We start from the raw sequence: 1120 nt of genomic DNA on the forward strand, positions 1-1120 counted from the left end.
TTTCAATTCAAATCGTCACGCTACAAAAAGATACATAACTATGCGATTATCAAAGATTTCAAAGAACGATGTTTAATTTAAAGTGCCCACTAGTGCTATTACATATAAAAATACTGCTTATTAAGAATTTATTCTTTTATATCTTTATAAATATGGCTAAAAGGATTTTTCTTGTTATTATGGGAAAGTATAAATAATAAAAAAATGAGAATTATGATTTACGGATACATTAGAGTAAGCAGCGATAAGCAGACAGTAGAGAATCAGCGTTTTGAAATTAATAATTTCTGTGAACGTTATAAACTTGTAATTGATGGTTGGATTGAGGAAACCATTAGTGGTATGAAATCATACAATAAACGTGAATTGGGTAGGCTTTTGCTACAGATTCAGAAAGATGATCTCATTATCTGTGCAGAATTATCACGCTTGGGAAGAAATCTGTTCATGATTATGGAGATATTAAATATTTGTATGACCAAAGAATGTCGTGTGTGGACTATAAAAGACAACTATCGTCTTGGTGATGATATCCAAAGTAAGGTTCTTGCCTTTGCTTTTGGACTATCTGCTGAGATTGAACGTAATCTTATTAGCCAGCGCACGAAGGAGGCTTTGGCAAGAAAAAAAGCTGAAGGTGTGACGCTGGGACGACCAAAGGGAAGAAAAAGTTCTGTAGAAAAATACAAACTTCATGGAAAAGAAAATCTTATCCATGAACTTTTAAAGGCAAAAGTCTCTAAGCGTAAAATTTCAAAATTATGTAAAGTTGATAGAAATACGCTTGACCGTTTTATAAAACAGTTTTTGACGGAATGAAACCGAGCGATTATTGAAACGGTGAATGATGAGCTTAAGAACATTGCTCAGGTAGAGCACTCCAGACATAGATGCTTTGATAACTTCATCGTTAACCTTCTGGGAGCCATTGCTGCATATTGCTTATTTCCGAAAAAACCGTGTATCAATGTACAAAGGAAAATAGACACGCAGCTTGCCTTATTCTAAATTCGTCGAACTCACGTTATAATAAGCATTTGGCTCATAATGGATTGAAGACATTGCTGTAGAATCGTGCTTTGATGCAGTGGTTACAGTATAGAAGGCAGGAACTTGTGCT

General features: G+C 34.5%; 1 protein-coding gene and 1 pseudogene. Both read left to right on the plus strand.

The window, feature by feature from the left end; translation table 11 throughout:
* Positions 1-213: 213 nt before the first annotated feature.
* Positions 214-819: a master DNA invertase Mpi family serine-type recombinase gene (locus EV202_RS14955; protein ID WP_004302103.1), complete on the plus strand. Its 606-nt coding sequence runs from the start codon at positions 214-216 to the stop codon at positions 817-819.
* A 3-nt stretch (positions 820-822) separates the two neighbouring features.
* Positions 823-1008: pseudogene (locus EV202_RS14960) on the plus strand (transposase); the annotation flags it as partial.
* Between the last annotated feature and the right edge of the window lie 112 nt (positions 1009-1120).

This window comes from Prevotella heparinolytica (assembly GCF_004342845.1).
Classification (GTDB): Bacteria; Bacteroidota; Bacteroidia; order Bacteroidales; family Bacteroidaceae; genus Bacteroides; species Bacteroides heparinolyticus.